We start from the raw sequence: 26,006 nt of genomic DNA, 5'->3' as shown, positions 1-26,006 counted from the left end.
GTCCCTACGAGGCGATGGTGCCGGGGGTGTGCGTGGCGTCGACCATCCGGGTGTCGGGGCGATGGCGAGCGTTCATGATCAGCAGCGCCGCGAACGGGATCAGCGCGAGCAGGCTCGCGGCGAGACCGACGACGAGAGGCCCGCGGGCGGCCAGTTGTGACTCCAGGGCGACACCGGCGAGGAAGCTGCCCGCGGTGATCCCGACGTTGACGAACGCGATCGGCAGTGCCGCGCCGAGCAGTGGCGCCTCGCTGCCGTGATGCATCGACAGCGAGACCAGGACGGGAAAGGCCGCCATGCCGGTGAACCCGAGCAGCCCGAGCAACGCCACCGCGGCCCAGGAGTGACCGCAGAACGCGAGCAGCGAGCCGGTGACGACCGCGGTGGCGACCATGGCGATCGCGGCGGTGCGGTGCGGGCGCGCGTTGCCGAGCCGGCCGCCGGTGATCTGGCCGACGGTGGCACCGACACCGAAGACGCCCAACGCGACCGGCACGAGCGACGCGTCGAGCCCGGCGACTCCGGTCAGCATCGGCGAGGCGAAGGCGAACACCGACAGCGTCCCGCCCGCGACCGCGACGCAGGTCGCCAGCACCAGCCACAGCCGCTGTGAGCGCACACCCGAGACCTCCTGTCGCAGCGACAGTCTCGGGCGTTCGTGGCGGTCGCGCGGGACCGTCGTGACCACGACCGCCGCGGCGACCACGGCGAGGGCCGCGAGCGCCCAGAACGCGGTGCGCCAACCGAACATCTGGCCGGCGAACGACCCGAGGGGGACGCCTACGACGTTGGCCATCATCCCGCCGCCCTGCACGATCGCTATCGCGCCGGCCCGGCGCGCGGGTCCGGCCAGATCGGCCGCGACGAGGCCGCCGACCGTCCAGAACCCACTCGTCGCCACCGAGGCGACGCACCTTGCCGCGATCAGCACCCAGAAGTCGTCGGTGAGCACTGACACCAGCATGCCGCCGGAGAACACCACCAACGACGACGCCAGTGTCACCTTGCGCTGGACGCGTGCGGTCAGCAGCGCCATCAACGGTGCGCCGCCGATCATCCCGAACGCGAACACCGTGACCGTCAACCCGGCGCGGGCCTCGGAGATCCCGAAGTCGGCGGCCAGGTCGGGGAGCAGCCCGGCGATGATGAACTCGCTGGTCGACATCAGGAACGTGCAACACGCCATGATGTACACGGCCGCCGGAACCCGCTCCGCTGCACGTTGATCGCTGGTCACCCGACGAACAGTAAGGTCTGCGAACGATCGCGGCAGGGTGGCGGGCGAATGTCACAGTTGTTCGCGCGACGCTGTCTCCCACGCGCTCAGGGGATCCGAGTGGCGGATGGGAAACGGCGTCGCGGCGACTCTCCGAGACCGTCAGTGGCCGGCCGGAGTACCCGGCTGGGGCATCGGGGCCGGGGGCATGGGCGCCGGGGGATTCGGCTGCTGCTGCCCCGGGTCGCCGTCGTCGTGCAGGGCCCGCGCGTACCAGGCGCCGAGCCCGAGCAGGAGCAGGCCGGTCACCATGAACACGATCACGCGGAAGATGCCGTCGAGCGTGGCGAGATCGAAGAGGAACAGCTTGGCCATCGCCGCGGCCACCAGCACCAGCCCTCCGGTGACGGCTGCGGTCCGCCGGCCGCCACGGCGCCGGCGCGCGTGGGCGAGCAACCCGCCGGCCATGACGACCCAGCAGGTGGTGGCGGCGACCTGACCGCCGAGGAATCCGTCCGCGCCGGCCAGCAACACGCCGGAGGTCACGCAGATCGCGGTGGCCGTGTACACGGCGACGACGCCGAGCACGGTGTAGGCGAGGCCGACGACGTCGCGGTCGGTCAGGCGAATCCAGTTGTCGGCGAGGATGATCGCGCCCGCCACCGCCAGCAGCGCGGCGAACACGACCGCGAGCGACGCGTGGGTCTCCATGCGTGCGGCGTCGGCCAGCACGTAGGGCGCCAGATCGGAGAGGAGCATCCCGAAGCCGATCGTCCAGACGATGGTGCCGCCCACCAGCAGGACGACCGACGTCGACGACCAGGCGCGGGCGACAAGGGCCGTGACGAGGGCCAGGCCGAGGATCGCCGACACCGTGACGCTGCCGTCGAAGGAGACGAGGAGCGCGACGAACGTGATGACCAGTGCGGTCGCCGACCAGATCTGGGCGACCACGTCGGGCAGCGGCCCGAACCGCGCGGACCTGACCAGCGAGCAGACGACGGTCGTGCCGATCACGAGGACTGCGGTGGCCGCCTGCAGCGACACCGCGCCCACGGTGTCCATCACCGCGCCGGCGAACAGGACCGGGAACGTCGTCGCGGCCGCGAGTCCGGCAGTGACCTCGCGGAACCGGGTCGTCGGCATGGCGACCAGCGCACCGGCCAGACCGAGGACGACGACGATCAGCGTCGCGGCGGAGAACTCGAGGCCGAGGCCGGCCAGGTCGCCGCTCGGGCCGCTCAGAGCAGACGCGCCCACCAAGGTCAGCGGGATCGTCGGGGCGGCGAGTCGCAGCGCGTGCAGCCAGATCCAGTCGTGGCCGACCTGGACCCACGACGACGCGATCGCGAGCATCACCATGAACGCGATGAGCGTCATGTCGAGGCCGCCGGTCAGCACCGGTGCCAGCGCGATGAGGGGAACGACCACGAGAATCCCGAGATGTTCACTGTCCCACCGGTATGCGAGGACAAGTCCGGCCGCGGCGATCACGCCTGCGGTGGTCAGTCCCGCGGCGACCGGCAGCCACTCGTAGATCTTGGTCGCGGCCAGGACGTCCAGGTAGCCGGCGGCGAGCCCGGTCGCGGCCAGGGCGATCGCCCCGATGCGGCCATCTCGCTTGCGCTGCAGCCAGATCCCCGCGCCGACGAGCGCTGCGGAGAGGACCGCGCCACCGGCCACCCGGAATTCGGGACGCAGGATGCCCGCCTGCGCGGCCAGAACCAGCAGCAGGACGACGCCGACGAGGGTCACGCCGACGCCGGCGACCGCGAGGACCTTGCCGATGAGGCCGCGCTCGACGGCGTCGGAGATGCGGTCGGAAACCGGGGGAGCGGGCGGGCGTCCGGGTTGCGGGGTGAACGGGTGCTGCGGGATGAACGGAGGCTGTGGGCTGAACGGTGCCTGCGGGGTGAACGGACGCTGCGGGGGCGGCGCGTAGGCCGGATGCGGCGGCTGCTGTCGGCCGATGGCGGCCCAGTCGGGCGTCCACGGGCCCTTGGGCGACCGAGACGACGGTTGCGGCGACGCCGCTAGCTGTGGCGGGGATGGCTGCGGAACCGCGGAGGTCGGAGGCCTTTGATCAGGGCGGGCGGCGGTCGTCGGCGGGATGAGCCGGGGCGTCGGCTGGTGCCCGGGCGCCGGCGCGACGTCCGGGGTCTCGGCCCGCTGGGCGATCGGTGGCGACGCGGCGTCCCCGGGCTCGACGGTCGGCGAGGGGACGGGCGTCGCGCCGGGTTCCGCGACGGGGGTCTCGGAGCGTTCGACCAGGCGTTTGAGCTCGTCGAAGTCGGCGGACACGGAGGACATCTGCTGGGCGATGGCGTCGAACTCGGCGGAGATCCGGGCAAGCGTCGCGGCGCCCGGTGCACCGCCGAACATGCTGCTGGGTGTGGTCATGTACCGACCATGGTCCCCGGGGCGCGCCGGGGTCATGAGTAGTCCTACCCAGAGCGGGTGGGGACTTCCCGGCCGTGCCGCTGTCGGGGGTGGTCGCGGTCATGGTTTCAGGGGTCGCCCCATGCGGGTACGCCCTGGTCATGACTGATGCACACAATCCCATCGATCGCGGACGTGCCGATGTGGAGAAGCGCTGGCAGGACCCGGCTGCGTATCGCTCCGCGGTGCTCTACGTGCTGGCGGTCGTCGTCGTGGCCGCCGTCGTGTGCGCGATCTTCCTCGCGACCGCGCGTGACAGCATGGTCGTCGGTTCGCTGGTTCCGGCGGCCTTCTTCCTCGGTGGCGTCGGCGCGCTGGTCAACGGGTACCGGGTCTACCGCCGCGGCGGTACCTGGCCGACGTGGCAGGGTGCGGGGATCTTCCTGCTCGCCCTCATGCTGGTGTCCCTGGCGTTCCCGGCGATGGCGGCCTGACCGCCGATCCCACCATGGCGGCTCGCCCGGTGCCGCATGTGTTCGCGCACGCGGAACTCGACCGCTGAGCGCCCACCCCGGCTGAGGCATGATGTCTGCCATGTCGACTCCGTCGCGCACGGGCGCGCTGGCCGGCAGCACCTTGCTGCTGCTCACCGCCCTCTACTTCGCGCAGGGTCTGCCCTACGGATTCTTCAGCCAGGCCGTCCCGGTCATCCTCCGCGAGGAGGGCTACTCGCTCACCCAGATCAGCGTGTACGGACTCCTGTTCGCTCCGTGGGGACTGAAGTTCCTGTGGGCGCCGTACGTCGACCGGTACGCCACGCGACGACGCTGGCTGCTGGCGACGCAGCTCACCTCGGCTGCCGTCGCGCTCGTTCTCGCATGTCTGGACCTGTCCGGAACCCTCGTCTGGATGCTCATCGGCATCGCGGTGATCAACCTGGCGTCCGCGACGCAGGACATCGCGACCGACGGCCTCGCCGTCGCGACGCTCGGACCGCGACAACGCGGTCTCGGCAACGGAATCCAGGTCGGCGCCTACCGGATCGGCATGATCGTCGGTGGCGGCGGGTTGCTCTGGCTCTTCTCGATCGCGGGGTGGCGCACGCTCTTCGTGGCCATGTCGGTCATGTTGTTCGCGGTGACCGTGCCCGTCTGGTTCCTCGTCGGACGCTCGCGACCCGGCCGAGACGCCGACGCCGTCGCCCGCGAACGCCGTCCGTCACCGGCGCTGTTGGTCACCGGATGGCTCCAGCGGCTCCGGCGCCCCGGGGTCATCGTGTTCATCGTGGTCGTCGGGGCGTACAAGTTCGGGAACTCGATGGGCTCGGCGCTCGTCGGGCCGTTCATGTCCGACATCGGGCTCTCGCTCGGACAGATCGCCCTCATCGAGGGGGCGCTGTCCTCGGCGGGGGCGCTGGCCGGTGCGGCGCTCGGCGGCTGGCTGGCGTTCCGGTTCGGGCGGCGCTCGGCGCTTCTCTTCGGCGGCGTCACCCAGACCCTGAGCCTGGCCTTCTACCTCGTCGCCGCGCTCGGCGCCGGCGGCTTCTGGATCGTGGTGACCGCGAGTCTCGCCGAACACGTCCTCGGCGGCGCCGCGACGGTGGCCGTGTTCACGCTCATGATGGACGCCTGCGAAAAGGGGCACGAGGGAAGCGATTACACGCTCTACGCATGCGCGGTGGTCGGCGTCCAGGGGGCGGCCGGATTCTCCGCGGGCATCATCGGCGACCTGTTCGGGTTCCCGACCCTCTTCGGCACGTCGTTGATCCTGTCGGGGATCGGCGTCGTGATGATGATCGCGGCGCTCGACCGGGGCATGGGGCCGGCGCCGGTGCGGGCCCTGGCTCGGACGGGGTCGCGGCCGGCGGGGTGAGGCCTCATGCAGAAGCGCGGCGCGAGGGAAGCAGCGTCTCCACCACCTCGTCGACGACCCGGTCCAGGTCGTCGCCCAGGTTGCAGGCCAGGTACTGCTGGGCCAGTTCGGCCATCGCGCCGGTGAACATCGCCGCCCGGACCTTGGCGGGCAGGGGATCGGGCTCTCGGGGATCCGACTCGGCGAACGCGAGTTGGAACAACATGTCCTGCGTGGCGGCCCGTCGCTCGACGAGGACCGGGTTGCTGCGGCCCTCGGTGAAGAGGATGCGGCCGCGTCGTGGGTCCTGCGACGCGTGCCCGAGGACCGCCCGGATACCGGCACGCGTGCGTGCCCGCACCGACGGCCCGGCGGCCGCCATCGCGTCCGCGACCACCTCGGCGAGCTCGGCGGCCGTGGCGTCGTAGACAGCGCCGAGGAGTTCGTCGGTGTCGGTGAAGCTCTCGTAGAAGTAGCGCGTGTTGAAGCCGCAGTGACGGCAGACGGACCGCACCGAGAGCTCCGCCTCGGGGCCGGTTCCGCCGAAGATGTCGAAGGCCGCGGAGATCAGGCTCGCACGGCGCTCGGCGCGGCGATCCGCGAGCGGGACGCCGGCCCATCGGGTCGGACTCGACATCGTTCCACCATAGACGGCGGGAGGCCGTCGCCGGCAAGGTCTGGTCACGGGTGTGCCCAAAGGGTTAATCTGGGTACAGCCGTGACCACAATGTGTCGCCGATGGGTTCGGGACGTGCTCGGACGGGGATCGGCGCACACGGAGAGGACGACCCATGAACGCGCCCGCGACGGCAGATCTGCCGCAGGTGAGAATCCCGTCGGTCAAGCTCCCCTCGCCCGGGCGGGTGCCGCTCGCGCTGCCGCACGAGGTCGTCGGTTCGTGGCTGAACGGGAAGTTCGACGAGAACGTCCGCGCGAAGTTCTTCCGGGGCATGGACTTCGAGAATCCGACGGGCGACCCCGGATGGTTCGGGCCCGACAGCGCCACCTGGTACGTCCACTCGCACACCCCGGCGCTGATCTTCGGCCTGCAGGCCGCGTCATACATCGAACGACTCGACCCGTCCATCTACTGGATGGGCATGCATCATTCGCGCCTGGTCCGGCGCAAGGAGGACGGGACGCCCACGACGTCCATCGACCCCGACGGCGCGACGACCCGACTCGGGCACTCGCTGGCCTTCTTCATGGGCACGGCATACGGATCGACCGAGACCGCCGAACGACTCGCCCGAACGGTCCGGGCGATGCACCACACCATCAAGGGGGTGCGGCCCGACGGCGCGGTCTACGACGCCGACGACCCGGAGTGGCTGCGGTGGAACTACGCGACGGTCGTCTGGGGCATCGCGACGGCCCACGAGATCTACCATCCGCGTCCCCTGCGCGGCGCCGAGATCGACCGGTACTACGGCGAATTCGTGCGAGTCGGGCATGCGCTCGGAGGAACGGATCTGCCGGCGACCAAGGCGGAGACCCTCGAATGCCTCCGGTCGTACCTCCCGCGCCTCGCGTTGACACACGGCAACGCGATGGCGACGGGGGTGAATCTGCGCAACCGCGCGCAGGCGGCGGTGGATTGGGCGATCCGCGACATCCAGCCCCGCTGGGCGCAGCAGCTCATCTCCTACCGGCCGCCGAACCCGGTGGAGCGTCGGGCCCGACGCGCTCTGGTCTGGAGCATCATCAACACCGCCCACCTGACGATGGGGGAGGTTCCGGAGTTCCGGGCCGCGAAGCGCCGCGTCGCCGGCGGCACCGATGTGCCGCACACCCTTCCGCGATACGAGCTCGGGACCGACCCCGAGATGAGTCGCGACGAGGTCGAGGCGGCCTTCTCCCACTGAGCGTCCACGGCGGGGCATCCTGATCGTCCCGTGGGAGATCTGTCCGAAATGCCCCTGACCACAACAAGATTCGATGGCGTGAATCCGACGTGAGGCCCCGTGAAGCGGAAACGGGGAATTCACCTCGGGTCATCGCGGCGTAACAAACCATCAATACGTTTACCTCCCATACGCGACTTCGCCGGGTTCGTGGCATCGCGTATCCGATCGGGGGGTCGTTCGGTGCGAAGGTGCACCGGTCTCTCTGGGCCCGACCGAGCCGATTCCGAGACGTATTGAGAAAGGCCACCGGATGCCGTTCAGTTCCTTGCCGTCCGCCGTCACCCCCACACGCCGTCGGCGGTACGGCATCATGATCCCCGCAGCACTGTCCGCAGTGGCCCTCGCGCTGAGCGCGTGCGGCAGTTCCGCGAGCGACGAATCGGCCTCGGGCGGGACCTCGTGCGTCAAGACCGACGGGGACACCATCAAGGTCGGTTCGCTGAACTCGCTGTCGGGCACGATGGCGATCTCCGAGGTCACGGTGCGTGACTCGATCAAACTCGCGGTCGAGCAGATCAACGACAACGGCGGCGTCCTCGGCAAGCAGATCCAGCTGATCGGCGAGGACGGCGCGTCGGAGCCGACGGTGTTCGCGGAGAAGGCCGAGAAGCTCATCTCCAGCGACTGCGTCGCCGCGGTGTTCGGCGGCTGGACGTCGTCGAGCCGCAAGGCGATGCTGCCGGTCTTCGAGGACAACAACGCCCTGCTCTACTACCCGGTGCAGTACGAGGGTCTCGAGTCCTCGCCCAACATCTTCTACACGGGCGCCACCACCAACCAGCAGATCGTCCCGGCCCTGGAGTACCTGAAGGAGAAGGGCGTCAAGTCCCTCTACCTGGTCGGCAGCGATTATGTCTTCCCGCAGACCGCCAACCGCATCATCAGGGCCTACGCGGACGCCAACGGCATCGAGATCAAGGGCGAAGACTACACCCCGCTCGGCTCGACGGACTTCTCGACCATCGTCAACAAGGTCCGCGCCGCCGACGCCGACGCCGTGTTCAACACCCTCAACGGCGACTCCAACGTCGCCTTCTTCCGCGAGTACAAGAACGTCGGCCTGACCCCGCAGCAGATGCCGGTCGTGTCGGTGTCGATCGCGGAGGAGGAGGTCGGCGGCATCGGGGTGGAGAACATCGCCGGACAGCTGGTCGCGTGGAACTACTACCAGACCGTCGACAACCCGCAGAACAAGTCCTTCGTCCAGGACTACAAGGACGCCTACGGCGCCAACAAGCCCACCTCGGACCCGATGGAGGCGGCCTACACGTCGGTGTACCTGTGGAAGAACACCGTGGAGAAGGCCAAGTCGTTCGACGTCGAAGAGGTCAAGAAGGCTTCCGGCGGAGTCACTTTCGACGCTCCTGAGGGCACGGTCACCCTCGACGGCGACAACCATCACATCACGAAGACCGCACGCATCGGCGAGATCCGTCCCGACGGCCTGATCTACACGGTGTGGGATTCGGGCCAGCCGATCGAGCCGGACCCGTACCTCGAGAACTACCCGTGGGCGAAGGGCCTGGGCAACTGATCATCCGGTGACCCGTCTCGCGCTCGCGCGGGGCGGGTCACCTGCGTGTCCCGGTGCCGGCGCCCGGCGACGCACACCCACAGCGAACGGATGGTGACGTGGAAACCGTTATCGGACAGCTCTTCACGGGATTGAGTCTCGGCTCGATCCTGTTGCTCGCAGCGCTCGGCCTGTCGTTGACCTTCGGTCAGATGGGCGTGATCAACATGGCCCACGGCGCATTCATCATGGCCGGCTCCTACACCGCGTACTCGGTGCAGGAGTACCTGGTCTCGAATGCCGATGTGTCCCTCCTCGTCTCGCTGGTCATCGGGTTCCTCGTCGGCGGCCTGATGGGGGTGATCCTCGAGGTCGCCCTGATCAAACGGATGTACGACCGTCCGCTCGACACCCTGCTGGTGACGTTCGGCGTCGGCCTCATCCTGCAGCAGCTCGCGCGTGACATCTTCGGTGCGCCCGCCGTCGACGTCACCGCCCCGTCGTGGCTGTCGGGCGGCGTCGACGTCCTCGGCGCGGTGGTGCCCAAGACCCGGCTGTTCATCATGCTGCTGGCCGTCATCGCGGTCGTGGCGATCTCGGTGGTCATGAGGTACACCCCGATGGGCCGCCGCATCCGCGCCGTCGTGCAGCACCGCGACCTTGCCGAGACGAGCGGAATCGACAGCCGGGCAACCGACATCACGACCTTCTTCATCGGGTCCGGCCTCGCCGGCGTCGCCGGCGTGGCGTTGACCCTCATCGGCTCGACCAGCTCCAACACCGGCATGACCTACCTGATCGACGCGTTCCTGGTCGTCGTCATCGGCGGTCTCGGTCAGATCAAGGGTGCGGTCATCGCCGCGATCGCCCTCGGCATCCTCAATTCCTTCATCGAATACAGCACGACCGCTTCGGTGGCGAAGGTCGCCGTCTTCGTGATCATCGTGATCTTCCTGCAGATCCGCCCCCAGGGCCTGTTCACGGTCCAGACGAGGAGTCTCGTGTGAAGGACCATCCCTCCGACCACTGGAAGGTGTACGCCGGCTTCGCCGTCGCGGCGGCACTCCTGTTCGGCGTCGCGCCCGCGATGCTCTCGGACTTCCGCCTCAACCTGCTCGGCAAGTTCCTCTGCTTCGGCATCGTCGCCGTCGGCATCGGCCTGGCGTGGGGCCGAGGCGGCATGCTCACCCTCGGGCAGGGCGTCTACTTCGGTCTCGGCGCCTACATCATGGCGATGCACCTGAAGATCTCCGACGCCGAACTCCGCGGCGACGACGTCCCCGACTTCATGCAGATCGCCGGCATCCGCGAACTGCCGGGCTACTGGAGGCCGTTCGCCTCGCCGGTGGTGACGATCCTCGGAATCCTGTTCGTGCCCACCCTGATCGCGGTCCTGCTCGGCTTCGGCGTGTTCAAGCGCAAGGTCAAGGGCGCCTACTTCGCGATCCTGTCGCAGGCGCTGGCCGCCGCCTTCGCGATCCTGCTGATCGGTCAGCAGACCACCGGCGGCAGCAACGGGCTCAACCGTTTCCGCAGCTTCTTCGGGCTCGCGCTCAACGACCCGGTGAACCGGCACCTGCTGTTCTACATCGCCGCCGCGACGCTGCTGATCGTGGTCGCCCTCACCCGGCAGTTGATGTACAGCCGTTACGGCGAACTCCTGGTCGCCGTCCGCGACCAGGAGGAGCGGGTCCGCTTCCTCGGCTACGACCCGGCCAACGTGAAGGTCGTCGCCTACGCGGTCGCAGCCCTCTTCGCGAGCATCGCCGGCGCGCTGTTCGTGCCGATCGTGGGCATCATCTCGCCCGCCGACGTCGGCATCGTCCCGTCGATCGCGTTCCTGATCGGCGTCGCGATCGGCGGTCGCACCACGCTGCTCGGTCCGGTGCTGGGCGCGATCGCGGTCGCATGGGCGCAGACGAGCCTGTCGGAGAACTTCCCGTCCGGATGGACCTATGCGCAGGGCATCCTGTTCATCGTCGTGGTCGGCTTCTTCCCGGCCGGCCTTGCCGGACTCGGGGCGCTGTTCAGGTGGCGCCGCCGGAAACCGTCCGATCCGGCACCCACGGGTGACATCGACGAGGTGTCCACGACCAAGGTAGGAGCGTCCTCGTGAGCGGAACCGAGACGACCGGCGTCGTCGAACCCGTCGCCGGCGGAAATGCCGGAATGGACAGCGACTACCTGCAGGTGCGTGATCTCACCATCGAGTTCGACGGGTTCAAGGCCGTGTCCGGGGTGGACCTGACGCTGATGCAGGGCGACCTGCGGTTCCTGATCGGCCCGAACGGCGCCGGCAAGACCACCATCATCGACGCGATCACCGGTCTGGTGAAGGCGACCGGCTCGATCCAGAAGTCCGGTGTCGAGCTCATCGGCAAGAAGGTCCACCAGATCGCCCGACTCGGCGTGGGCCGGACCTTCCAGACCGCCAGCGTCTTCGAAGAGCTCAGCGTCCTGCAGAACCTCGACATCGCCGCCGGCGCCGGGCGATCGGTGTGGACCATGCTCCGTCGACGGCCGTCGCAGATCCCGGACTCCATCGCCGAGGCGCTCGAGACGATCGGCCTGCAGGACCTGCGGGACGCCCCGGCCGGCGTCCTCGCGCACGGACAGAAGCAGTGGCTGGAGATCGGCATGCTGCTCGTGCAGAACGCCTCGGTGCTGCTGCTCGACGAGCCGGTCGCCGGCATGAGCCACGAGGAGCGGGAGGAGACCGGGAACCTGCTGCGCCGCATCGGCGGTGAGCGGACCGTGGTCGTCGTCGAACACGACATGGACTTCATGCGGGCGTTCGCGACGTCGGTGACCGTGCTCGCCCGCGGCCAGGTGATCGCCGAGGGCACGGTCGCTCAGGTGCAGGCCAACCCGAAGGTCCAGGAGGTCTACCTCGGAACCGCCGCCGGCGGCGAGGAACTCGAGGAGATCGCCGCCGAGACCGAGGACGCCGCGGGCGTCGAATCGGCGTCGATCGAGAAGAAGGGCTGACGGCGATGCTGAAACTGTCGGGGGTCTGCGCCGGGTACGGCCGGACCGAGGTCATCCACGGCGTGGACATCGAGGTCCCGGCCGACGGCGTCGTCGCGGTCATGGGCCACAACGGCGCCGGCAAGACCACGCTGCTCCGTGCGGTGGTCGGGCTCGTCAAGACCACCAGGGGCGCGGTCACCTTCGACGGCGTCGACATCACCAGGGCACGGCCGAGCGCGCGGGTGAAACAGGGCATCGCCTATGTCCCACAGGGCCAACAGAGCTTTCCGCACCTCACGACCGCGGAGAACCTGCAGGTCGTCGCGGACGGCCGGAAGCGCGGCAAGGAACTGATCGAGGAGATGCTGGAGATGTTCCCGGCGCTGAAGGAGCTGCTGGGACGACGCGCCGGCCTGCTGTCGGGCGGCCAGCGCCAGCAGCTCGCCATCGCGCGGGCGCTCATCACCGAACCGCGCATGCTGATCCTCGACGAACCCACCGAGGGCATCCAGCCCTCGGTGGTCGCCGAGATCGAGCAGACCATCACCGCGCTCACCCGGCGCGGAGGCCTCGGCGTGCTGCTCGTGGAGCAGCACATCGGCTTCGCCCTCCAAGCGGCGCAACAGTATTACGTGCTCGAGAGCGGCCGTGTCACCTCGTCGGGTGCCGGTGGTGCCGGCGCCGAGGCCGCCGTCCGGGAGACGATGACGATCTAGGCGCGCCGCCGGCCTCACACGCCCTTCACGTTCATCAGCTGACGCAACACCGCCTCGACCTCGACGAGCTCGGCGGCGTCGGCCATGATCTGGTCGATCGGCTTGTAGGCCGCCGGGATCTCGTCGATCCACTCCTCGCCGTGCCGGTACTCGATGCCGATCATCGCCTCGGCGAGATCGTCGAGCGTGAACCTCTTGCGCGCGGCGGACCGCGAGAAGGCACGGCCCGCACCATGCGGTGCGGAGAACAGCCCCGACTCGTTGCCCTTGCCGCGCACGACGTAGGACGCCGTGCCCATCGATCCCGGGATGAGACCGTGGGTGCCGACGCTCGCGTCGATCGCGCCCTTGCGGGTCAGCCACACCTTCGCGCCGGCGATCTCGACCTTCTCGGTGTAGTTGTGGTGGCAGTTGATGCGGCGCTCCTCGAGCCTCTTTCGAGGCCGGAACGAGTTGTCGGCCAACCACTCGCCGAACACGGTGACGAACCGGTCCATCATCTCGGCGCGGTTCTCGTAGGCGAAGGCCTGCGCCCAGCGCAACTCGCGGATATAGGCGCCGAACTCGTCCGTGCCCGAGGCCAGGTACGCGAGATCGGGATGAGCCAGGGGGATGTGCCACCGGCGGCACAGCTTCTGCGCGATCCGGATGTGCTTCTGCGCGATCTTGTTTCCCACACCGCGGCTGCCGGAGTGGAGGAACAGCCAGACGCTGCCCGTGCCGTCGCCGGATACCTGCTCGCACAACTCGATGAAGTGGTTGCCGCCCCCGAGCGAACCCAACTGCTCTCGCCACTTCGGCGAATGCGACAGGTCGACGCCCTCGGCCGACGCCATCTCCTCGAGCGAGTCGATGCGGGCCCGCGTGTGCGAGTACCGCAGCGTCGTGTTGTAGTTGCCCGGTGACAACGGGATCGTCGCCTCGACCCGGTGCCGCAGATCGGCGAGGTCGAAGCCGGCGATGTCCTCGGCGGCGACAGACGTCTGCACGCCGATCATCCCGCAACCGATGTCGACGCCGACCGCGGCCGGGATCACGGCGTCGACGGTCGGGATGACCGTGCCGACCGCCGATCCCTTGCCGGCGTGGGCGTCGGGCATCAGCGCGACGTGCGGGTGGATGAACGGAAGCGACGAGATCTCCTGTGCCTGAGCCCTTGTCGTGTCGTCGAGGATCGACGCGAAGTTGAGTACCCTCGGTGCGATCATCTCGGGCATGGTGTTCCCCCTCGGATGACGGATCTGATCGGTGCCGGTTCGTGGCCCGCACCGGCCGGTCAGTTCATCGCACCGCCGGCGGCGGCGTCAATCGTTTTTATGCGCAGCGGCATCTCGGCTGTTCATCGATCGAGGTGCACGGCGACCTCCTCGCCCAGCGAGTACGGCGGATGCAACGGGAGCCGGTCCCCGCTCCAGAATCGTCCCGGGTCGAACCAGTTGGCATCCTTGGTGGTGTCGAGAATCCCCATGTCGCGGTAGGTGATACCGACGACCTCGGCGCAGTAGGCGGTCTCCAGGCCGGTCCGCTCGGCGGCGGGATCGCCATCCCGCCGGGACCGCCGCCGGCCGACCTTGCGTTCGAGGTAGGGGATTCCGCGGACGAGGTCGGCCGAGTTCGGGACGCGTCCGCGGAACCACCGGCCGGCGAGGCGGGCGGTGGTGGGGAAGGGCGTGCCGTCCAGCCGGGCGATCACCTGCAGGAGTCTGTCCTCGTGGGGACGGGTGACCTCCGGGGTGAGCTGGCGGAGCCAGCACGCCTGCTCGTAGCGCACCATCCACTGTTCGACGGCCTCGCGCGCGTCGTGCAGCTGGACCCCGCGGTGCCGCGAGCCGGTCCACACGTCGGCCAGTGTGTCGCCGAGCTCGGCGTGCCAGAGCAGGGGCGGCAGGTCGTCGATGCAGACGGCCATGGCGACGTGGTTCACCGGCGCATTGGTCAGGGTGCGGATGGCGCGGTCGGGTCCGGAGTGTCCGCGGAACAGCCAGATGTCCCCGGTTCTCGTCGCGTCGAGCGCGGACGTCAGAGAGACCCCGCCCGGGCGCCCGGAGAAATCGGTGGGCGGGCGTCGGTGGCTGCGGGGCATGTCCGAAGACTAGAGCCCGGGACGGGCGTCGGCCACCGGGCCGCCGACGGGCCTAAGCTGCCCGCATGGGGAGTGTGTGGAAGTGGTTCGGTCTGGCGGGTGCGGTGGGCGTCGCGACCGGCGGCGTGCTGGTGGCGAGGGATCAGCGCCGGCGGAGGGCGTACACCGCCGACGACGTCCGCGAGCGTCTGCATCGGCGGCTGGAGGAGGCCGAGAGGTCGGAGTCGAGCGGCGCTTCGGGCTGACGCCCGACCTCGTGGTGGCGCGTCACGCGGAATCTGAGGAGACTGGAAGCGGCGCCGGCCGCACGGTCGGCCGCACAGCTCGCCAGATGGGAACGCCATGTCCGACAACAGTGGATTCGGGGGCGGAGCCTTCAACTTCGGCCCCGAGGACTTCGACCGATTCGCGCGTGAGGCCGGAGACGGACTCCGCGAGGTGTTCGGCAAGCTCTTCGAGGGCCAGCCGGGCGCCGGGGCCTTCTCGATGTTCTTCGACGACGCGGCGCGGGGCCGCACCAGGACCCAGCCGCGCCCGGAGACCACCGGCGAGGCGGGTGCCGGCGTGTGGGCGGTCTTCTACGTCGACGACGACGGCGGTGCACGCGTGGAGCAGGTCTTCGCGACCGAGCTCGACGCCCTGCGCGCCAACAAGAACAACACCGACCCGCGGCGCAAGGTCCGGTTCCTGCCCTACGGGATCGCGGTCAGCGCACTCGACGAGTCCTCCGACGGCGATCCCGGCGCCGAGGAGAAGGGTGCCGAGGAGAAGAGCGACTGAGTCCGGCCACACGGCCGGACACGACAGAGGCCGGTGAGTCCGTCGACGGACTCACCGGCCTCGTGTGCATCTGGCTCACGGCACGCGGGGCGCCGGAAAGATCAGAGGTAGGCGCCGCAGGTCGGCCAGGCGCCCGGGCCCTGGGTGGCCAGCACGTTCTCGGCGACGCGGATCTGCTCCTCGCGCGAGGCGTTGGCCGGGTTGCCCGAGCCGCCGTTGGCCTCCCAGGTGCTCTGGGAGAACTGCAGGCCGCCGTAGTAGCCGTTGCCGGTGTCGATGGCCCAGTTGCCACCGCTCTCGCACTGGGCGACGGCGTCCCAGTTGCCCGAGTCGGCCGAGGCGTTGGACGCCAGCATGGTCAGCGGGGCGGCGGTCAGGGCGCCGACGACTGCGGCACGGGTGACGAGCTTGGTCATGTGGGTCTTGGTCATACGCATGGTCTTTGTTCCTCCTTCACCACCCGGGGTCGGAAAGGTGGTTGATCTGGACCGTGGCCGACCATACGGGTTGGTAACGGTCAGGTCACGTCGACGCCGTGACCTGCGGAGTTACGATCACGCCGTGATAACGGCGTTAGCTTTGCGGTGAATGCCCAGCGCATGGCGCAATTCCGGGACAACCGGCGTCGCGGCATGTTCGAGCGCGTTCGATGACCAAGGTCACACGCAGGCAGTGCGGTGGATCACGCTCTCCGGGTTGCGATAGGCGCTAGGCGCGCCGACGCACGGCGAGGCGCCCGCCGCGGGACGGGGCGTAGGCGACCCCGCGGGAGAAGAAGCGCTCCGGGCGGGCGTCGGTGGGGAGCACCTCGAACTCGCTCAGCACGGTCCGCAGCACCACGTCCATCTCCATCGTCGCGAACGCGGCCCCGATGCAGCGCCGGGTGCCGCCGCCGAAGGGGAGCCACGCCGGCGACGGGGTGGTGCCGAGGAACCGGCCCGGGTCGAAGCGGTCCGGGTCGGCGAATTCGCGGCTGTCGTCATGGAGCAGCGCGATCGAGACCATGACGTTGTATCCGCGCGGAATCCGCCACGGGCCGAGCTCGAGGTGTTCGGCGACCACGTGGCGCGCGGCGAAGTCGATCACCGGCCGGCTGCGCTGCGTCTCCAGGATGGTCGCGTGCCGGTACTCGCTGCCGCCCTCGTCGACCTCGGCGACCAGGCGGGCGAGGATGTCGGGGTGGCGACGGATGCGCTCGAACGCCCACGCGAGGGTTGTCCCCGTCGTCTCGTGCCCGGCGGCGAGCATGGTCACCAGCTCGTCGGCGATCTCGGCGTCGCTCATCGGGGTTCCGTCGTCGTAGCGACTGCGCAGCATCAGTGCGAGGATGTCGTCGCGCTCCTCGAGCACGGGATCGTTGCGAGACCTGGTGATCAGGTCGGCGAGGTACTCCATGCACTCGGCGTGCAGGCGTGCGTATCGCCGGTTGGGGTCGACCCTGCCCAGCACGCGGGGGAGTTCGGGGACGGTCGCCGCGCGTGAGCCGGCGACGACGGTGGGCGGGATCAGGCGGTGCAGGTGGTCGAGGTCCTTGCCGACGGCGCCGAACACGGCGCGCAGGATCACGTTGAGCGTGATCCGCATCATCGGCTCCATGGAGGCGAACTCGGTCTCCGTCGGCCAGGTGGAGGTCTCGGCCCGGACCTCTTCCTCCACGATCTGCTCGTAGGTCTTCATCCGTTTCCCGTGCAGCGGCGGGGTCAGCAGCTTGCGGCGCGCCCGGTGCTCGCGTCCCTCGAGCGAGAAGATCGAACCGGCCCCGAGGATGCGGCCCAGGTTCGGCTGGACGTTGATGACCTTGTCGCCGGCGGTGAACAGCTCGCGCGCCAGCGTGGCGTCGGAGATGACCACGGACGGTCCGAAGACCGGCAGGTCGACGGTGAACGCCGAGCCGAAGCGGTCGTGGAGGCGTCCGAAGAACAGGCGGCGGGAGGTCACCGCGGCCAGTCCCTGCACCGCCGACGGCAGGCGCGTCGCGGGTGGCAGGGCCGTCTCGTCGTCCAGGACCGGTGCACTCATCGCGTCGTCGCCTCCCATGTCGTGGTACGCGTGCGTACCACGACGGTACTCATGCGTACCGCGCGAGCACAAGGGGCATATCCTCACTGCTGTGGAACTGTGGTCGAGCGACGCGTCGTCGACGAGGGGACGTCTCCTCGCCGCGATGCTGCGGTGCGTGACCGAGTCGGGATACCGGGAGACCACGATCGCCGACATCGTGCGCGTGGCACAGATGTCGCGCCGTACCTTCTATCAGGAATTCGCCGACAAGCAGGACTGCTTCTTCGCGCTGCTGCGCGAGACCAACAGGTTCATGATCTCCGAGATCGCGGCGAGCGTGGACGGCGAGGCGTCACCGGAAGAGCAGGTGCGCCAGGCGGTGACGGCCTACGTCGCGACCAGCGAGCGGTATCCGGGGCTGATGCTCTCGTGGATCCGCGAGCTGCCCGCGCTCGGCGGTGCCGCGGCGAGGGTCAAGAACGAGGCCATGCAGGACTGGATCGACCTGTTCGTCGGACTGACCTCGACGCCGACGCTCGCCGCCGCCGGGGTGAAGCCGATGAGCCCGCAGCGTGCGGTGTTCCTGTGGGGCGGGGTCCGCGAACTGACGGCGAGCGCGGTCGAGTCCGGATCGCCGCTCACCGAGATCATCGAACCCGCCACCGCGGCCTGCCTGGCGCTGATGGGGCCGGGAGCCGACTGAGTCGTGGGTCGTGGACGCGTCACCGGCGTGCCGGCGGCCCCCGTCACGGTCGATCGACGGGACCCGAGTGCGAGGGGCCTGCGGTCAGCGCCAGGCGCCCCGCAGGTATTGCGGCGGGTACGGAGCCTCGTCGCGGCTCAGGCCCAACTCGTGCGCGGCGCGCTGCGGCCACGACGGCTCGCGCAGCGCGACCCTCCCGAAGAAGACGGCGGTCACGTCGTCGTCCCCGGCGATCTTCTCGGCCTGATCCGGTTCGGTGATGAGGCCGACGGCCGCGGTCGGCATCCCGGACTCGCGGTGGACGGCGCGTGCCAGGTCGACCTGGTACCCCGGGCCGACCGGGACCTCGGCGATCACGTTGCCGCCGGAGGAGACGTCGATCAGATCCACACCGCGGGCACCGAGTATCTCCGACAAGCGGGCCGTGTCGTCGACGCCCCAGCCGCCGTCGCGCCATTCGGTGGCGGACAAGCGGACGAACAGCGGCTTCGACTCGGGCCATGCCGCACGGACCGCCTCGGCGACCTCGATGACCAGACGGGTGCGGCCGGCGAAATCGCCGCCGTATTCGTCGGTTCGGGTGTTGGAGAACGGCGACAGGAACTCGTGCAGCAGGTATCCGTGTGCCGCATGGATCTCCACGACGTCGAAACCCGCGGCGTCGGCGCGGCGGGCTGCCTGCGCGAACGCCTCGACGACCTCGGCGATCTGATCGGTCGTGAGGGCGGCCGGGGCGGCCAGCCCCTCGAAGGGCACCTCGGAGGGCCCGACGGTGACCCAGCCGCCGTCCTCGGGCCCGATGGTGCCGGAGCGGTCCGCGAACGGGGAGTGGGTCGACGCCTTGCGGCCGGCATGGGCCAGCTGGGTGCCGATGACCGCGCCCTGTGAATGCGCGAAGTCGACGACGCGCGACCAGGCGCGGGCCTGGTCGTCGTTCCACAGCCCGGCGTCATGGGGAGTGATGCGGCCCTCCGGGACGACGGCGACGGCCTCGGTGAGCAACAGTCCGAAGCCGCCCGTCGCACGCGCCCCGAGGTGCACGAGGTGCCAGTCGGTGGGGATGCCGTCACCGGCGAAGCAGCTGTACTGGCACATCGGTGCCAGCCAGACCCGGTTGGGGACGGTGACGTCGCGGAGCGTGATCGGTTCGAAGAGAGCGGTGTTGGTCACGAACACCGTCAACACGGGGTGAGGCGGCGCTGTTCCCGGGCGGTAGGTTGTGATCCATGACGCATCCCGTCTCGAATCCGCAGGATGGCGGATGGCGCCGGTTCGCCCTGTGGCCGTCGGCGGCCGTGTTCGTTCTGGTGTGGGCCGCGGTGGCGGTGGCCGGGCCGGAGACGGTCGCCGGTCACGTCGGGCCCGACGGCGAGGTCACCCGCTGGGATTCCAAGCGGGAGCTGCTGACGGTGTTCGGCCTGACGGCGGCGGGGATCGTGATCGCCTTCGGCGGCATGGGATGGCTGCTCGCCCGGATCCCGGCGAGCGCCGTGAACCTGCCGAACCGCCGGCGCAAGGAGTACTGGACACGACCGGAGAACCGCGACCGGCTCAACCGCATGCTGTCGGAGGACATGGGCCTGATCGGCGCGGCGACCCTTCTGTTGATGGCCTGGCTCCTCGTCGTCCTCACCCGCGCCGGCGACCACGGAACCGACACCTGGGCGCTGCTCGTCCCGGTACTGGTCTTTCTGGCGGCTGTGATCGCCTACACCATCCACCTCGCCGTCGGCTCGCGCTACGCGATCCCGGGGGAGTGACCCGCCGAAGAAAGGAACCCATCGATGACCGAGACCGCCACAGGCACGCAGTCGGTGACCGTGGAGGTGCAGGCCCCGCTCGGGGTCATCACCCTGAGCAACCCTCGCCGCCGGAATCCGCTGTCCACCACCACGATGCAGGCGATCACCGCCGGCCTCCGCGGCTTCGACGCCGATCCCGCGGTGCGTGTCGTGGTGATCCGGGCGCTCGGACCCGCGTTCTCCGCGGGGCACGACCTGGGCGAACTCGTCGACCGGACCCTCGACGACGAGCGCGCCGTCTTCGAGACCTGCACCGAGTTGATGCGCACGGTCCACGAGATCCGCCAGCCGGTCATCGCCGAGGTCGCCGGGATGGCCTTCGCCGCCGGGTGCCAGCTCGTCGCGACGTGCGACCTCGCGGTCGCCGGACGCAGCGCGACGTTCTCGACACCGGGGGTGCGGATCGGACTGTTCTGCTCGACGCCGATGGTCGCGCTGAGCCGTGCCGTGGGTCGCAAGCGGGCGATGCACATGCTGCTGACCGGCGATCCGATCGACGCCGAGACCGCCTTCGACTGGGGGTTGCTCAGCGGGGTCGTCGACGACGACGAGCTCGAGAGCACCGTACGCGAGCTGGCGCGCAAGATCGCCGGGTCGAGCGCGCGGACCGTGTCGATCGGCAAGCAGGCCTTCTACACCCAGATCGAGCTCGACGAGGCGTCGGCGTACGCGGAGATGTCGGAGACGATGGCGGCCAACGCGATGACCTGTGATGCGCAGGAGGGGATCTCGGCGTTCCTCGCCAAGCGCGAACCGGTGTGGACCGACAGCTGAGGAACGCAACGACCTGAGCGGCGGCCTCGGGCGCACCCGGGGTGGCGGTCGCGGCGTGTGTGCGGCCGCATCTGCGTGGACCGACATGCCAGACGCCACCGTCGGTCACCCCGGGCGGGACGACCGACGGTGGCGTCGGGACGGGCTCAGGCTCCGGCGGCCTCCGTGGCGGCCTCCGCGGTCGCCTTCGCAAAGCGTGCGAGATGTGCGTCGGCGGTGCCGAATTCGTACTCGATCGCGGTCAGGCGCTTGAAGTAGTGGCCGATCGCCAGTTCCTCGGTCATGCCCATGCCGCCGTGCAGCTGCACGGCGTTCTGGCCGATGAAACGTGCGGCCTTGCTGATCGTGGCCTTGGCGGCCGAGACCGCGGCGGCACGCTCGGCCGGGGACTTGTCGAGGGAGAGGATCGCCAGGTACTGAGCGGCGACCGACTGCTCGAGCTGCAGGTGCATGTCCACCATGCGGTGCTGCAGGACCTGGAAGCTGCCGATCGGCACGCCGAACTGCTCGCGCTGCTTGGAGTACTCGACGGTGTCGGTGAACACCTTGCGCATCAGGCCCACGGCCTCGGACACGACCGCGGCGGTGGCGGTGTCCCAGGCCTTCTCGAGGATGTCGATGGCGTCCTCGGCGATGAGGGCGTCGGCCGGCAGGCGCACGTCGCCGAAGGTGATGTCGGCGGCCTGACGGTCGTCGATGGTGCGCAGGCGGTGCATCTCGAGGCCGGCCGGAGCGCCGTCGGAGAGGTCGATGAGGAACAGCGACACCCCGGCGCGGTCGTTCGCGACACCGGACGTGCGGGCGGTGACGAGCAGATAGTCGGCCAGCGGCGCGGTGGTGACCACGATCTTCGCGCCGTCGAGAACCCAGACGTCGCCGTCGCGGGTGGCGGTGGTCTCGATGTGCGAGAGCACTCCGCCCGAGCCGTCCTCGAGTGCGGCGAGCGCGCTGAGCGCCTCGCCCTCGGCGATCCGGGTGGCGGCCGCGCGTGCCGCGTCGTTGCCGGTGGCACCGAGCAGGCCGGCTCCGAGGACGACGGTGTCGACGAAGGGCTCGATGACCAGCGCGTGCCCGAGGGCCTCGGTGACGACCATCAATTCCTCTGCGCCACCGCCGAATCCGCCGACCTCCTCGGGCAGGCAGGCGCCGACGACGCCGAGGTCCTCGACGAAGGCCTTCCAGATCGCGGGTTGCCAGCCCTCGCCGACCTTCGCGGCCTCGCGGCTGGTCTGCAGGTCGTAGCGCGCCTCGAGGAACTTGGCGAGGCCGTCGGCGAGCAGCTGCTGTTCGGGGGTGAGTGTGAAGTCCATCAGTTTTCTCCTGTGACCCGCTTAGAGACCCAGAGCCGCTTTGGCCAGGATGTTGCGTTGGATTTCGTTGCTGCCCGCGTAGATCGAACCGGCGCGGTCGTTGAAGTAGTGCAGCGGGGCGACGGCCTGCCAGTCCGCGCCGCTGACGTAGCCGTCGGTGGGCGGCGTGTACTGGAAGATCGGACCGCCCGGGCGGGTGGCGTGCGGCTGGAAGACGCGGCCGTGCGGTCCGGCCGCCTCCAGGGCCAGGGTGGTGATCTCCTGGCTGAGCTCGGTGCCGAGGATCTTCAGCATCGACGCGATCGAGCCGGGGTCCTTGCCGGCGCTCATCGCGGCCAGGGCGCGGTATTCGAGGACCTCGAGGATCTTGGCGCGGACCTGGATGTCGTTGAGCTTGTGGGCGAATGCCGGATCCTCCGACAGCGGGCGGCCGTCCGGGCCGGTGACCGTGGCGGCGTCGCGCCCGAGGTTCTCGGCCATGACCTGCAGGGCCGGTGCGGCCGCGCCGCCGCCGCGCTCGAACACCAGGAGGTACTTCGCGACGGTCCAGCCGTCGTCGATCTTGCCGAGGACGTTCTTCTTGGGGACGCGGACGCCGTCGAAGAACACCTGTGCCTGGACCTGCTCGCCCGAGGCGAAGACCAGCGGCTGGACCTCGATGCCCGGCGAGGTCATGTCGATCAGCAGGAAGGTGATCCCCTTCTGCTTCTTGTCCTGGCGCGAGGTGCGGACGAGGCAGAAGATCCAGTTGGCCTCCGCCGCGTGGGTGGTCCAGATCTTGGAACCGGTGACGACGAGGTCGTCGCCGTCGTCGACCGCGGCCATCGACAGCGATGCGAGGTCGGAACCGGCCTCCGGCTCGGAGTAGCCCTGGCAGAAGAACACGCTGCCGTCGAGGATGCCGGGGAGGAAGAAGTCCTTTTGTTCCTGGGTGCCGAAGGCCATGATCGCGTGCGAGACCATGCGGATGCCCATCGGCGACAGCGCGGGTGCGCCGGCCAGGATCGACTCACGGCTGAAGATGTAGTGCTGGGTCAGGGTCCAGTCGCAACCGCCGTACTCGACCGGCCACGCCGGCGCGGCCCAGCCGCGCTCGTGGAGGATGGCCTGCCACTTCATGGCGGCCTCGTGATCGGCGTAGACCGACGTCCGCAGGGTGCCCGCGGCGCGCAGGTCGGGAGTCAGTTTCTCGTCGAGGAACGCCCGTACCTCGTCGCGGAACGCGATGTCCTCGGGGGACCAGTTCATGTCCATGAGCGGTGCGCAACCTATCTGTAAACGGTCGTGGTCAGATTTGGGTCGGCTAGCAATCTACCGAATGTTCGCTCCGGAGCGTAGCCCGGATCACCATTCTGCCCCGGGTGTGACGAGCGGCGGGTCGTCCGCGGGATCCGCTCGTCGGAGTCCGCCGTCGCCGGCGTCTTCGGGACAGAGGACGACACCAGGGTGTCGGCCCAGCGTGTCGAGGGTCGTCACACGACGACGCCCGGCCCGGCGGCACATGCCACCGGGCCGGGCGTCGTGTCAGCTGAATCCCGTTGCGACGCGCGGGAAGAGCGTCAGCGGCCCTTCCACTCCGGCTTGCGCTTCATCACGAAGGCCATGATGCCCTCGAGGGTGTCGCCGCTGACGATCAGCGAGTCGAGCACGTTGGTGCTCGCGCGGACGGCCTCGATGGTGTCGGTGATGCCGTCGGACTGCTCCATCGTCGCGATCGACGCCCGCACTGCGGTGGGCGAGGCGGACAGGATCTCCTCGGCGACCTCGCGCGCGAGGTCCATCACCTTGCCGGCCGGGGCGACTCGGCTGACCAGGCCCGCGGCGGCGGCCTCGGAGGCCGAGATGCGGCGGCCGGTCAGGATCAGGTCGCGGGCCAGCGCCGGCGGGATCATGCGCGGCAGCCGCACGAGACCGCCTGCGGCGGCGGCCAATCCGACCTTCACCTCGGGCAGGCCGAACGAGGCGTTCTCGTCGGCGACGATGATGTGGCAGGCCATGGCGATCTCGCAGCCGCCGCCGAGCGCAAAGCCGTTGACCGCGGCGATGACCGGCTTGGGCAGGTGCTCACGCGCGGTGAGACCGGCGAAACCGTTCTTCGGCACCGACAGCGCGGCCGGGCTGGTGGTCGCGGCGAGGTCGTTGCCGGCGGAGAAGGCCTTGTCGCCCGCACCGGTCAGGATCGCAACCCACAGGTCGTCGTCGGCGAAATAGGCGTCGAAGATCGAGTCGAGCTCGGCGTTCGCGGCCGGGTTGAGCGCGTTGCGCGCGTCGGGCCGGTTGATGATCACCTCGAGCAGGTGGCCGTCGCGGCGGATCTCGACGTGCTCGTAGCTGTCCTTGAACGCCGGGGCGACGGCCGGGTACTTCGCGCGCATCGCCTCCTCGCTGAGCTTGACGCGGTTGCCCTTGTCGAACGAACGCACGAAGATCTTCGTGCCCACCGGGTCGTCGGAGTTCAGCAGCAGGTCGAAGAACTCGTCGTCGTCGGAGTCCAGGTTCGCCAGGAACCGCGCGCCGAGACCGTTCGGGGCGGAGTCGTCGACGAGGCGGCCGACCACGACGCCGGTCCGCTTGCCGCTCTTGGACGGGACCACCGTGTAGGACTCGAGGATCGCCGGACCGTCGGCGTCGCCGATCGTGGGGACCGTCGGCACCGCGTCGAGGGCGGCCTGCACCGGCTCGCTGGTGTCGGGGCGCCACGGGGCGGGGGTCGTCGAGTAGACGCCGGCCGCATGCTTGCTGAGCACACCGCCGTTGGCGATGACCAGGCCGAACTCGCCCGGCGACCTACGGGCGCGATCGACCACCTCGGCGATCGCGTGCAGCGAGTAGTTGTTGCCGGGGCCGCCGAAGAACGGCAGGCCGCCGGTCAGGGTCAGGCCGCGCGGGTCGTCGGGGGCGATGCCCAGGGCGTCGAGGATGTTGAAGACGGCGATCGGGAAACAGCTGTAGATGTCCATGAACGCCACGTCGTCGAGGCCGATGCCGGCGACCTCGAGGGCGTGGCGGACCGCGGCCGGGGCGGCGGGCGCGGAACCGAGGTCGGGGCGCGCGAGCGCGGTGCGCTCGACGGTCTTGGCGTGGCCGTGCAGGAACACCCACTTCGACGGGTCGATGCCGGCGGCCTGCGCGGCGCGGACCGACATCACCAGCACGGCCGCGGCCTGGTTCACCTGGTCGCGGGCGACGATGTAGCGGGTGAACGGGTCGGCGATGAGACGGTTCTCGGGGGTGACCGTCACCAGCTCCTCGGCGGTGCGCTCGGTGGGGGCGGCCGAGTGCGGGTTGGCGGCGGCGACCTTGGTGAACGGGGCGAACAGCTCGCCCATCGCCTTGGCGTAGTCGGCGCGCGACAGGCCGGTGTTGTGGCGGCGCGCGTTCTCCAGCAGTGCGTACTGCGGGATCACCGTGGTGAGGCCGTGCCGCATCTCGGCGACGGTGACGATGCCCTTCAGGTCGTAGCCGCGGTCATCGAGCTGGCCGCCGACCTCCTCGGCGAAGCTCGGGCGCTCGCCGTCGGGCTTGGACTGCAGGTGACGCACGGTCGAGATGGCCTCGGCACCGGTGATGATGGCGGCCGCCGACCGGCCGGCCGCGATGTCATCGGCCAGCTCGGACAGCACCGTCTGCGGGGTCTGGCCGCCGGTGCCCGGCTGGATGGCGCGGCGGGGGTCGATCCCGACGCGCTTGCCGATGGCGCGCGGCATGTTGTCGGGGCGGCCGAGGGGAGCGGCGGACAGGGGGGTCGAGATCTCGAACGACCGGATTGCGGCGATGGTGTCGACCGCGGAGGGCAGGTCGGCGCCGTCGGCGTCGGCGAGGGCTGCGGTGACGGCGCGGGCCGCGAGGTCGGCCTCGCCGAGCGCTTCGTAGCCCGGATCGGTCAGGCGCTCGGACGCCTGACCCACGCCGACGATGACGGGGGTGTTCGGATCGAGATCAGCGATCGAGAGAGACATGCCCCATAGATTGACACAAACGTGTACCGACATCTCATTGCG

The 26,006-nt window shown here is 69.7% G+C and carries 24 protein-coding genes; 13 read left to right on the top strand and 11 right to left on the bottom strand.

Going from position 1 to position 26,006, the window contains the following annotated elements; genetic code table 11:
* Window positions 1-4 precede the first annotated feature (4 nt).
* Complete coding sequence (locus tag E1P53_RS01745) at window positions 5-1,237, bottom strand: MFS transporter (RefSeq protein ID WP_131733274.1); 1,233 nt, start codon at window positions 1,235-1,237, stop codon at window positions 5-7.
* A gap of 141 nt (window positions 1,238-1,378) precedes the next feature.
* Entirely contained in the window at window positions 1,379-3,616 is a 2,238-nt protein-coding gene (locus tag E1P53_RS01740; RefSeq protein ID WP_244941090.1) for a DUF2339 domain-containing protein, read from the bottom strand.
* 140 nt (window positions 3,617-3,756) lie between these two features.
* Between E1P53_RS01740 and E1P53_RS01735 the strand changes: the two genes are divergently transcribed.
* A complete protein-coding gene (locus E1P53_RS01735; protein ID WP_040526177.1) occupies window positions 3,757-4,089 on the top strand; it encodes a hypothetical protein in 333 nt (110 codons plus the stop codon).
* Between the two features lie 100 nt (window positions 4,090-4,189).
* A complete protein-coding gene (locus E1P53_RS01730) occupies window positions 4,190-5,467 on the top strand; it encodes an MFS transporter (protein ID WP_131733272.1) in 1,278 nt (425 codons plus the stop codon).
* Between the two features lie 4 nt (window positions 5,468-5,471).
* On the opposite strand, the gene E1P53_RS01725 is transcribed toward E1P53_RS01730, so the two are convergent.
* Complete coding sequence (locus E1P53_RS01725) at window positions 5,472-6,083, bottom strand: TetR/AcrR family transcriptional regulator (protein ID WP_131733271.1); 612 nt, start codon at window positions 6,081-6,083, stop codon at window positions 5,472-5,474.
* 154 nt (window positions 6,084-6,237) lie between these two features.
* On the opposite strand from E1P53_RS01725, the gene E1P53_RS01720 reads away from it, so the two are divergent.
* The 6 genes from E1P53_RS01720 (at window position 6,238) to urtE (ending at window position 12,552) form a co-directional block, all read left to right on the top strand.
* The gene (locus E1P53_RS01720; RefSeq protein WP_006898670.1) at window positions 6,238-7,311 is read left to right on the top strand and encodes an oxygenase MpaB family protein; all 1,074 of its coding nucleotides are present in this window, start codon (window positions 6,238-6,240) and stop codon (window positions 7,309-7,311) included.
* A 292-nt stretch (window positions 7,312-7,603) separates the two neighbouring features.
* A complete protein-coding gene (urtA, locus tag E1P53_RS01715) occupies window positions 7,604-8,887 on the top strand; it encodes an urea ABC transporter substrate-binding protein (RefSeq protein WP_006898669.1) in 1,284 nt (427 codons plus the stop codon).
* A gap of 98 nt (window positions 8,888-8,985) precedes the next feature.
* Window positions 8,986-9,873: an urea ABC transporter permease subunit UrtB gene (urtB, locus tag E1P53_RS01710; RefSeq protein ID WP_006898668.1), complete on the top strand. Its 888-nt coding sequence runs from the start codon at window positions 8,986-8,988 to the stop codon at window positions 9,871-9,873.
* Entirely contained in the window at window positions 9,870-10,982 is a 1,113-nt protein-coding gene (gene urtC / locus E1P53_RS01705; protein WP_131733270.1) for an urea ABC transporter permease subunit UrtC, read from the top strand. The genes urtB and urtC overlap by 4 nt, the downstream gene beginning before the upstream one ends.
* Window positions 10,979-11,854, top strand: a complete 876-nt coding sequence (urtD, locus tag E1P53_RS01700) for an urea ABC transporter ATP-binding protein UrtD (protein ID WP_006898666.1) — start codon at window positions 10,979-10,981, stop codon at window positions 11,852-11,854. The genes urtC and urtD overlap by 4 nt, the downstream gene beginning before the upstream one ends.
* Before the next feature lie 5 nt (window positions 11,855-11,859).
* Window positions 11,860-12,552 carry an urea ABC transporter ATP-binding subunit UrtE gene (urtE, locus tag E1P53_RS01695; protein ID WP_006898665.1) on the top strand — a complete coding sequence of 231 codons (693 nt, stop codon included), beginning with the start codon at window positions 11,860-11,862 and terminating at the stop codon, window positions 12,550-12,552.
* A 14-nt stretch (window positions 12,553-12,566) separates the two neighbouring features.
* Here urtE and E1P53_RS01690 read toward each other — a convergent pair whose 3' ends face one another.
* Both E1P53_RS01690 and E1P53_RS01685 read right to left on the bottom strand, forming a co-directional pair.
* Window positions 12,567-13,769: an RtcB family protein gene (locus E1P53_RS01690; protein ID WP_131733269.1), complete on the bottom strand. Its 1,203-nt coding sequence runs from the start codon at window positions 13,767-13,769 to the stop codon at window positions 12,567-12,569.
* A 122-nt stretch (window positions 13,770-13,891) separates the two neighbouring features.
* Window positions 13,892-14,635, bottom strand: a complete 744-nt coding sequence (locus E1P53_RS01685; protein WP_006898663.1) for a hypothetical protein — start codon at window positions 14,633-14,635, stop codon at window positions 13,892-13,894.
* Between the two features lie 65 nt (window positions 14,636-14,700).
* On the opposite strand from E1P53_RS01685, the gene E1P53_RS01680 reads away from it, so the two are divergent.
* Both E1P53_RS01680 and E1P53_RS01675 read left to right on the top strand, forming a co-directional pair.
* Window positions 14,701-14,880 carry a hypothetical protein gene (locus E1P53_RS01680; RefSeq protein ID WP_006898662.1) on the top strand — a complete coding sequence of 60 codons (180 nt, stop codon included), beginning with the start codon at window positions 14,701-14,703 and terminating at the stop codon, window positions 14,878-14,880.
* Window positions 14,881-14,977: 97 nt separating this feature from the next.
* Entirely contained in the window at window positions 14,978-15,415 is a 438-nt protein-coding gene (locus E1P53_RS01675; RefSeq protein WP_006898661.1) for an Rv0313 family protein, read from the top strand.
* Between the two features lie 101 nt (window positions 15,416-15,516).
* On the opposite strand, the gene E1P53_RS01670 is transcribed toward E1P53_RS01675, so the two are convergent.
* Complete coding sequence (locus E1P53_RS01670; RefSeq protein WP_006898660.1) at window positions 15,517-15,852, bottom strand: transglycosylase family protein; 336 nt, start codon at window positions 15,850-15,852, stop codon at window positions 15,517-15,519.
* Between the two features lie 271 nt (window positions 15,853-16,123).
* Entirely contained in the window at window positions 16,124-17,434 is a 1,311-nt protein-coding gene (locus E1P53_RS01665; RefSeq protein WP_131733268.1) for a cytochrome P450, read from the bottom strand.
* Window positions 17,435-17,525: 91 nt separating this feature from the next.
* Between E1P53_RS01665 and E1P53_RS01660 the strand changes: the two genes are divergently transcribed.
* Window positions 17,526-18,119: a TetR/AcrR family transcriptional regulator gene (locus E1P53_RS01660; protein WP_244941089.1), complete on the top strand. Its 594-nt coding sequence runs from the start codon at window positions 17,526-17,528 to the stop codon at window positions 18,117-18,119.
* 84 nt (window positions 18,120-18,203) lie between these two features.
* Here the strand turns inward: E1P53_RS01660 and E1P53_RS01655 are convergent, their stop codons facing one another.
* Window positions 18,204-19,289, bottom strand: a complete 1,086-nt coding sequence (locus E1P53_RS01655) for an NADH:flavin oxidoreductase/NADH oxidase (RefSeq protein WP_040526200.1) — start codon at window positions 19,287-19,289, stop codon at window positions 18,204-18,206.
* Window positions 19,290-19,345: 56 nt separating this feature from the next.
* Between E1P53_RS01655 and E1P53_RS01650 the strand changes: the two genes are divergently transcribed.
* A complete protein-coding gene (locus E1P53_RS01650; RefSeq protein ID WP_131733267.1) occupies window positions 19,346-19,879 on the top strand; it encodes a hypothetical protein in 534 nt (177 codons plus the stop codon).
* Between the two features lie 24 nt (window positions 19,880-19,903).
* Entirely contained in the window at window positions 19,904-20,695 is a 792-nt protein-coding gene (locus E1P53_RS01645; RefSeq protein WP_006898655.1) for an enoyl-CoA hydratase, read from the top strand.
* Between the two features lie 146 nt (window positions 20,696-20,841).
* On the opposite strand, the gene E1P53_RS01640 is transcribed toward E1P53_RS01645, so the two are convergent.
* The 3 genes from E1P53_RS01640 to E1P53_RS01630 form a co-directional block, all read right to left on the bottom strand.
* Window positions 20,842-22,005 carry an acyl-CoA dehydrogenase family protein gene (locus E1P53_RS01640; protein ID WP_131733266.1) on the bottom strand — a complete coding sequence of 388 codons (1,164 nt, stop codon included), beginning with the start codon at window positions 22,003-22,005 and terminating at the stop codon, window positions 20,842-20,844.
* Window positions 22,006-22,026: 21 nt separating this feature from the next.
* Window positions 22,027-23,259 carry an acyl-CoA dehydrogenase family protein gene (locus E1P53_RS01635; RefSeq protein WP_131733265.1) on the bottom strand — a complete coding sequence of 411 codons (1,233 nt, stop codon included), beginning with the start codon at window positions 23,257-23,259 and terminating at the stop codon, window positions 22,027-22,029.
* A 305-nt stretch (window positions 23,260-23,564) separates the two neighbouring features.
* Window positions 23,565-25,964, bottom strand: coding sequence for an acetyl-CoA acetyltransferase (locus tag E1P53_RS01630; protein ID WP_131733264.1), 2,400 nt, complete (start codon window positions 25,962-25,964; stop codon window positions 23,565-23,567).
* Window positions 25,965-26,006 lie beyond the last annotated feature (42 nt).

This window comes from Gordonia paraffinivorans, assembly GCF_900683595.1.
In the GTDB taxonomy this organism is placed as follows: domain Bacteria; phylum Actinomycetota; class Actinomycetes; order Mycobacteriales; family Mycobacteriaceae; genus Gordonia; species Gordonia paraffinivorans.
This window is presented reverse-complemented; position numbering and strand designations above follow the sequence as displayed.